Origin of the sequence: uncultured Nocardioides sp. (genome assembly GCF_902805925.1) — a bacterium.
Taxonomy (GTDB): domain Bacteria; phylum Actinomycetota; class Actinomycetes; order Propionibacteriales; family Nocardioidaceae; genus Nocardioides.
This window is the reverse complement of the sequence record NZ_CADCUP010000097.1, coordinates 1-8,059: the sequence shown is the minus strand read 5'-3', so window position 1 is coordinate 8,059 and position 8,059 is coordinate 1. Positions and strand designations below refer to the sequence as shown.

The window sequence follows — 8,059 nt, the reverse complement described above, 5'->3', positions numbered from 1 at the left end:
GAGCGGGCGCCTTCGTGGCCGCAGTCCTCTCGGTGGATGCGTCCTTCGCCGGAGCCTTCGTCGTCGGGGCCTTCGTGGGGGCCTTCTTGGCCGCGGCCTTCTTCGCCGCCGCCTTCTTGGCCGGGGCCTTCTTCGCCGGAGTGGCGGGCGCCTCGGGTGCGGCGGGCTCCGGGGAGCCGGTCGTGGCGGTCGGCGCGGGCTCGGTGGTCGGCGCGGGCTCGGTGGTCTTCTGGGCGGGGGTGCTCGGGGTCTCGCTCATGGGATCTCCTTCGTGGGCGGGCGTCACGGCCGTCCCCTTCACCCTGTCACGGCCGTGGGAGGCGAGCACAGCCCGCACCGCCTCCCTCGGCCGTGGCGATGACCACCCCGCTCGCGCGCATGATCTCGTTCAGAACGAGTGCTCGGGGCCCGGGAAGGTGCCGCCACGGACGTCCGCGGCGAACGCCCTGGCCGCGTCGAGGAGCACGCCGTGGACGTCGGCGTACTGCTTGACGAAGGTCGCCATCCGCCCGGTGCGCAGGCCGAAGGCGTCCTGCCAGACGAGCACCTGGCCGTCGCAGCCGGGCCCGGCGCCGATGCCGATGGTCGGGATGTCGAGCTCCTTGGTGACCTGTGCCGCGACGTCGGCGGGGACCATCTCCATGACCACGGAGAACGCCCCGGCGTCCTGGACGGCGCGCGCGTCGGCGAGGACCCGCTCCGCCGCGGCGCCGCGGCCCTGCACCCGGTAGCCGCCGAGGGTGTGCTCGCTCTGCGGGGTGAAGCCGATGTGGGCCATCACCGGGATGCCGCCTCGCGTGCACCGCTCGATGACCGGCGTCATCTCGGCACCGCCCTCGAGCTTCACGCAGTGCGCGCCCGCCTCCTTCATGAAGCGGGCCGCGGTGAGGTAGCCCTGCTCGGGCGAGGCCTGGTAGCTGCCGAACGGCAGGTCGCCCACCACCATCGCGCGGGTGACCGAGCGGGCGACGGCCCGGGTCAGGGGCAGGAGCTCGTCGACGGTGATGGGCAGGGACGTCTCGTTGCCGTAGACGTTGTTGGAGGCGCTGTCGCCCACGAGCAGCACCTCGATGCCGGCCTCGTCGAAGGCGGCGGCGGTGTACATGTCGTAGGCGGTCAGCATCGTGAACCGCTCGCCGCGCTCCTTCATCTGCCGCAGGTGGTGGGTGCGGACCCGCTTGACGGGTCCGGCGGCCGGCCTCGCGGGCCCGGTGCCGTACGGCGCGGCGACCTCGCCGCCGGACTGCTGCTGCTCGCTCATCGCAACTCCTGACGTCATCTCGCAGCCTCCTGATGAGGTCCACGGACCGTGTTCAGGCTAGCCCCGCTGGGACGCCACGGCGCTGTGGCGCGGGTCACGCCCGGGCCGCCCTAGACTCGGCGATCGTGGACTTCTACTCCGCCTATGCCCACGGGTTCGCCCGCGTCGCGACGGTGACGGTGCCGGTCGCGCTGGCCGACCCGGCCACCAACGCGGCGACCGTCGTCGAGCAGGCACGCGTGTGCCACGACGACGGGGTGGCGGTCGCGGTGTTCCCGGAGCTGGGGCTGAGCGGGTACTCCGCGGAGGACCTCTTCCTGCAGGACACGCTGCTCGACGGCGTCCAGGCCGCGATCGCGGAGATCGCCGCGGCCAGCGCCGACCTGCTTCCCGTGATCGTCGTGGGGGCCCCGCTGGTGCACCGGGGGAGCGTGCTGAACTGCGCGGTCGTCGTGCACCGCGGGCGCGTGCTCGGCGTGGCGCCGAAGTCGTACCTGCCGACCTACCGCGAGTTCTACGAGCGCCGCTGGTTCCGCCCGGGCGACGACCTGCGCGGCGCCGCCTTCCGGGTCGCCGGGCAGGACACCCTCCTCGGCCCCGACCTGCTCTTCGAGGCCACCGACGTGCCCGGGCTGACCCTCTTCGTGGAGGTCTGTGAGGACATGTGGGTGCCGATCCCGCCCAGCGCCGAGGCGACGCTGGCGGGCGCGACCGTCGTGGCGAACATCTCCGGCAGCCCGATCACGGTCGCCCGGGCCGAGGACCGGCGCCAGCTGGTGCGCAGCGCGAGCGCGCGGTGCACCACGGCGTACCTCTTCGCGGCCGCCGGGCAGGGTGAGTCGACGACCGACCTGAGCTGGGACGGCCAGACGATGGTCTACGAGTGCGGCAACCTGCTCGCCGAGGGCGACCGGTTCACCGACGAGGCGACGGTCACGGTCGCCGACGTCGACCTCGACCGGATCCGCCAGGAGCGGATGCGCCAGGGCACCTTCGACGACAACCGCCGCACCTACGCCGGCGAGCGGCCCTTCCGCCGGGTCCCGTTCGTCCTCGAGCCGCCGACCGGCGACATCGGCCTGCGGCGCAAGGTCGACCGCTTCCCGTTCGTGCCCGACGAGGCCGAGCGGCTGGCGCTGGACTGCTACGAGGCCTACAACATCCAGGTCTCCGGGCTCGAGCAGCGGATCCGGGCGATCGGGTCGCCGAAGGCCGTGATCGGCGTCAGCGGGGGCCTGGACTCCACCCACGCGCTGATCGTCGCCGCCAAGGTGATGGACCGCCTCGGCCGGCCACGCAGCGACGTCCTCGCCTTCACCATGCCGGGCTTCGCCACGGGCGACACGTCCAAGTCGTACGCCACCCGGCTGGCCCGGAGCCTCGGCACCACGTTCGAGGAGCTCGACATCACCCCGGCGGCGACGCAGATGCTCACCGACCTCGGCCACCCGTTCGCCCGGGGTGAGGCGGTCTACGACGTCACGTTCGAGAACGTGCAGGCGGGGCTGCGCTACGACTACCTCTTCCGGCTCGCCAACCAGCGCGGCGGGATCGTCGTCGGCACGGGTGACCTGTCCGAGCTGGCGCTGGGCTGGTGCACCTACGGCGTCGGCGACCAGATGTCGCACTACAACGTCAACGCCGGGGTCCCGAAGACGCTGGTGCAGCACCTGATCCGCTGGGTCAGCGACTCGGGACAGTTCGACGAGGAGACCAACGGGCTGCTCCGCGAGATCGTCGCGCAGGAGATCACCCCCGAGCTGGTCCCGCACACCGAGGGCGTCAAGGCACAGGCCACCGAGGACACCGTCGGCCCCTACAACCTCCAGGACTTCACGCTCTTCCACGTCATCCGCCGGGGGTTCCGCCCCAGCAAGATCGCCTTCCTGGCGATGCACGCCTGGCGTGACGCCGGTGCGGGGGACTGGCCGCCGGGATATCCCGAGGCCGGCCGGCCGGCGTACGACCTGGCGACGATCAGGCACTGGCTCGAGGTGTTCGTGCGGCGCTTCTTCGCCAACCAGTTCAAGCGCAGCGCCCTGCCCAACGGCCCCAAGGTCAGCGCCGGAGGGACGATGAGCCCGCGCGGGGACTGGCGGATGCCCTCCGACGCGTCGGCTGTCGCGTGGCTCGCGGAGATGGACAACATCCCGGCCGGCGACCGCCCGGCGGACGACTGAGACGGGCGACCCCCGCCCCGGAGGCATGCGCGATAGTGGCCCCATGGGTAAGCAGGAAGACTTCGTCCTCCGCGCTCTCGAGGAGCGCGACGTCCGGTTCGTGCGGCTGTGGTTCACCGACGTGCTCGGCTTCCTGAAGTCCGTGGCGGTCGCCCCGGCCGAGCTCGAGGGTGCGTTCGCCGAGGGCATCGGCTTCGACGGCTCGGCGATCCAGGGCTTCGCCCGGGTCTACGAGGCCGACATGCTGGCCAAGCCGGATCCCGCGACCTTCCAGATCCTGCCCTGGCGCACGGGCGACGGCCCCTCGACGGCCCGTATGTTCTGCGACGTGGTGATGCCCGACGGCAGCCCGTCGTACGCCGACCCGCGGCACGTCCTGAAGCGCATCCTGAGCCGGGCGGCCGACAAGGGCTTCACGTTCTACACCCACCCCGAGATCGAGTTCTACCTCTTCAAGGACACCCCGAGCGCCGGCGCGGAGCCGGTGCCGGTGGACCGCAGCGGCTACTTCGACCACACCGCGCAGTCGATGGGCGCGGACTTCCGGCGCGAGGCCATCACGATGCTCGAGGCGATGGGCATCTCGGTGGAGTTCAGCCACCACGAGGGCGGCCCCGGCCAGCAGGAGATCGACCTGCGGTACGCCGACGCCCTCACCACCGCCGACAACGTGATGACCTTCCGCACCGTCATCCGCGAGGTGGCGCTGAACCAGGACATCTGGGCCAGCTTCATGCCCAAGCCGTTCACCACCCACCCCGGCTCGGGCATGCACACCCACGTCTCCCTCTTCGAGGGCGACCGCAACGCGTTCTTCGAGGCCGGCGCGGAGTACCAGCTCTCCAGGACGGGTCGCCAGTTCATCGCCGGCGTCCTGCGCCACGCCAGTGAGATCAGCTGCGTCACCAACCAGTGGGTCAACTCCTACAAGCGGCTGATCGGCGGCGGCGAGGCGCCGTCGTACATCTGCTGGGGGCACAACAACCGCTCCGCGATGATCCGGGTCCCGATGTACAAGCCCAACAAGGGCCAGTCGACCCGCGTCGAGCTGCGCTCCATCGACGCCGCGTGCAACCCCTACCTGGCCTTCGCGGTCACGCTGGCGGCCGGCATGAAGGGCATCGAGGAGGACTACGAGCTGCCGCGCGAGGCCGAGGACGACGTCTGGTCGCTCACCGAGCGCGAGCGCACGAGCCTGGGCATCGCGCCGCTGCCCAAGAGCCTGTACGACGCGATCACCATCGCCGAGAGCTCCGAGCTGCTCGCCGAGACGCTGGGGGAGCACGTCTTCGACTTCTTCCTGCGCAACAAGCGGGCGGAGTGGGAGGAGTACCGCGGTCAGGTCTCGGCGTTCGAGCGCGACCGCATGCTGCCGGTGATCTAGGCGACGTGGCGACCGACGAGCGACCGACCAGCGGGAGCCTGGCACGGCTGGGCTTCCAGCAGCCCGAGCGCGCGCTGGAGCAGCTCGCCGGGCTCGCTCGTCCGGGTGAGGAGGTGCTGGCCATCCTCGGCCGCGCCGCCGACCCCGACCTGGCGCTGCTCGGGCTGGTCCGGCTCGCGGAGTCGCTCGACCGGGGCCCCGACCCGGGTGCGGGTGCTGCCATGCTCGGGGAGCTCGCCGAGGACGAGGGCACCGCGATGCGGCTGGTGCTCGTGCTGGGGGCGAGCACGGCGCTGGCCGACCACCTGGTGCGCCACCCCTCCCACTGGCGCGAGCTGACCGACCCGACCCTGGGGTGCTCGCGCCCGCCGGCGTACGCCGTCCGCGCCGGGCTGCTGCGCGCGGTGGGCGCCGATCCGGACGACGCCCAGCCCGTGTCCGCGCTGCCCGACGCGGAGGCGGTGGACGCGCTGCGCGTGGAGTACCGCCGGGTGCTGCTCCGGCTGGCCGCCCGCGACCTCGCCCACGACCAGGGGCTCGACGACACCGCGGCGGAGCTCTCCGACCTCGCCTGCGGCACCCTCGACGCGGCGCTCGCCGTGGCGCGCGCCCGGGTGGGCGAGGACGCAGCGCTGGCGCGGCTGGCGGTGGTGGCGATGGGCAAGTGCGGCGGCCACGAGCTGAACTACGTCTCCGACGTCGACGTGATCTACGCCTTCGAGCCGGTCGACGGCGCCGACGAGGCCCGGGCCACCCGGGCCGCCACGCAGCTGGCCTCGCACCTGATGCAGGTGTGCTCCGACCACACCGGCGAGGGGACCATCTGGCCGGTCGACGCCGCGCTGCGGCCCGAGGGCAAGGCCGGCCCGCTGGTGCGCACGCTGGCCAGCCATCGCGGCTACTACGAGCGGTGGGCCAAGACCTGGGAGTTCCAGGCGCTGCTCAAGGCCCGGCCAGCCGCGGGCGACCTCGCGCTGGGCCACGAGCTCGTCGCCCTGGTGGCGCCGCTGGTGTGGAGCGTCGCCGGCCGCGACGGGTTCGTCCCCGACGTGCAGGCGATGCGGCGGCGCGTGGTCGACCAGATCCCGGCGCACGAGGCGGGACGCCAGCTCAAGCTAGGGGCGGGCGGCCTGCGGGACGTCGAGTTCGCGGTGCAGCTGCTGCAGCTGGTGCACGGCCGCAGCGACGAGACGTTGCGCCAGTCGACCACCCTCAGCGCGCTGGCCAGCCTCACCCGCGGTGGCTACGTCGGCCGCGAGGACGGGGAGGCGCTGCACGAGGCATATGTGTTCCTGCGCTCGCTGGAGCACCGCATCCAGCTCTTCGCGCTGCGGCGCACCCACGTCGTGCCCGAGGACGAGGCGTCGCTGCGCCGGCTCGGCCGCTCGCTCGGCAAGCACAAGGACCCGGTGACGGCGCTCACCGACGAGTGGGCGCACCACCGGCGCGAGGTGCGCCGGCTGCACGAGAAGCTCTTCTACCGACCGCTGCTCGCCGCGGTCGCGCGCATCCCCGGACCCGAGGCGCGCCTCACCGCCGAGCAGGCCGGCCACCGGATGGCCGCCCTGGGGTACGCCGACCCCCAGGCGGCGCTGCGCCACCTGGAGGCGCTGACCAGCGGCGTCTCGCGCACCGCCGCCATCCAGCGCACCCTGCTGCCGGTCATGCTCGGGTGGTTCGCGAACGCACCGGACCCCGACGCCGGCCTCTTCGGGTTCCGCCGCATCAGCGAGTCGCTGGGCAGCAGCCACTGGTACCTCCGGCTGCTGCGCGACGAGGGCGAGGTCGCCGAGCGGCTGGCCGGGGTCCTGGCCACGTCCCGCTTCGCCACCGACCTGCTGGTGCGCGAGCCGCAGGGCGTGCGGATGCTGGGCGGTGACCTCGCCCCGCTGGCGGCCGAGGCGCTCGTCACCGAGATGACCGCGACCGCCTCCCGGCAGGGTGGTCCCGAGGAGGCCGTGCGGGCCATCCGCGCCGTCCGGCGACGCGAGCTGTTCCGCATCGCTGTCGGCGAGCTGGTGGGGGACAACGACGTGGAGTCGGTGGGGGCCGGGCTGTCCCGGCTGACCGACGCGACGCTCGAGGCCACCTTGGCCGTGGTCATGGAGGCGGTGCGGGTGCAGCGCTCGCTGGACAGCCAGCCGTGCGTCATGGCCGTCGTGGCCATGGGCCGCTACGGCGGGTTCGAGCTGTCCTACGCCTCCGACGCCGACGTCATGTTCGTCCAGGAGCCGGTCGCCGGCGCGGAGGCGCAGGTCGCCGCGGCGTACGCCCAGGCGGTGGCCAACGAGCTGCGCCGGTTGCTGGCGCTCCCCGGCACGGACCCCGCCCTCGAGGTCGACGCCGGGCTGCGGCCCGAGGGCAAGCAGGGGCCGCTGGTGCGCACCCTGGAGTCGTACGCGTCGTACTACGCCAAGTGGTCGAAGGTGTGGGAGTCCCAGGCGCTGCTGCGTGCCGACGCCGCCGTGGGCGACCAGGGGCTGCGCGACCGGTTCACCGAGCTGATCGACCCGCTGCGCTTCCCCGAGGAGGGGATCAGCCAGGACGACGTGAGGGAGGTCCGCCGCATCAAGGCGCGGGTCGACCACGAGCGGCTGCCCCGCGGCGCCGACCCCCACACCCACTTCAAGCTGGGCCGGGGCGGGCTCGCCGACGTGGAGTGGACCGTCCAGCTGCTCCAGATGCGGCACGCCGGTCGGGTCCCCGCGCTGCGCACGCCCCGCACCCTCGGTGCCCTCGCCGCGGCCGCGGAGGAGGGCCTGGTCGAGCGGGCCGACGCCGCGGTGCTCGCCGACGCCTGGCGCACGGTCAGCAGGGTGCGCAACGCGGTCACGCTCGTCCGCGGCAAGGCTGCCGACCAGCTGCCGCGCGACGCCACGGAGAAGGCGGCCGTCGCCAGCGTGCTGGGGTACCCGCCCGGAGAGTCGGACCGGCTGGTCAACGACTACCTGCGGATCACCCGGCGCGCGCACACGGTGGTCGAGCGGGTGTTCTGGGACTGACCGGGGTGGCGGGCGGCCTGCCTTGGTGCCCTGCCGGCGGTTGCCGACCGGTGGATCCGGCAGCCGCCGCGTGCGGCGATGAGGCCACCGATGTCGCGGCGCGCCGGTGGCATCTGTCGTTCGACAGGCGCGGCGAATGTGCCGGCCCCGTGGCTGGTCATGCAGCGCCATGACGTGCCGCCGTCGGGCACGTGCGGCGCCATGTCCACTTAGTCCGTCGCGTTCTCCCCGT

General features: G+C 73.1%; 5 protein-coding genes. 3 read left to right on the top strand and 2 right to left on the bottom strand.

Annotated elements, in window-relative coordinates:
• Together QZX64_RS06765 and panB are read right to left on the bottom strand one after the other, a co-directional pair.
• The coding region (locus QZX64_RS06765; protein WP_295657859.1) for a hypothetical protein at nucleotides 1-259 on the bottom strand (259 nt) is incomplete at its 3' end.
• Nucleotides 260-388: 129 nt separating this feature from the next.
• Nucleotides 389-1,261: a 3-methyl-2-oxobutanoate hydroxymethyltransferase gene (gene panB, locus QZX64_RS06760; RefSeq protein ID WP_295657857.1), complete on the bottom strand. Its 873-nt coding sequence runs from the start codon at nucleotides 1,259-1,261 to the stop codon at nucleotides 389-391.
• Between the two features lie 125 nt (nucleotides 1,262-1,386).
• On the opposite strand from panB, the gene QZX64_RS06755 reads away from it, so the two are divergent.
• From QZX64_RS06755 to QZX64_RS06745, 3 genes are read left to right on the top strand one after another with little or no spacing between them, the layout of a single operon-like run.
• Complete coding sequence (locus QZX64_RS06755; RefSeq protein WP_295657856.1) at nucleotides 1,387-3,441, top strand: NAD(+) synthase; 2,055 nt, start codon at nucleotides 1,387-1,389, stop codon at nucleotides 3,439-3,441.
• Between the two features lie 43 nt (nucleotides 3,442-3,484).
• The gene (locus QZX64_RS06750) at nucleotides 3,485-4,825 is read left to right on the top strand and encodes a glutamine synthetase family protein (protein WP_295657853.1); all 1,341 of its coding nucleotides are present in this window, start codon (nucleotides 3,485-3,487) and stop codon (nucleotides 4,823-4,825) included.
• 5 nt (nucleotides 4,826-4,830) lie between these two features.
• The gene (locus QZX64_RS06745) at nucleotides 4,831-7,827 is read left to right on the top strand and encodes a bifunctional [glutamine synthetase] adenylyltransferase/[glutamine synthetase]-adenylyl-L-tyrosine phosphorylase (RefSeq protein ID WP_295657851.1); all 2,997 of its coding nucleotides are present in this window, start codon (nucleotides 4,831-4,833) and stop codon (nucleotides 7,825-7,827) included.
• Nucleotides 7,828-8,059 lie beyond the last annotated feature (232 nt).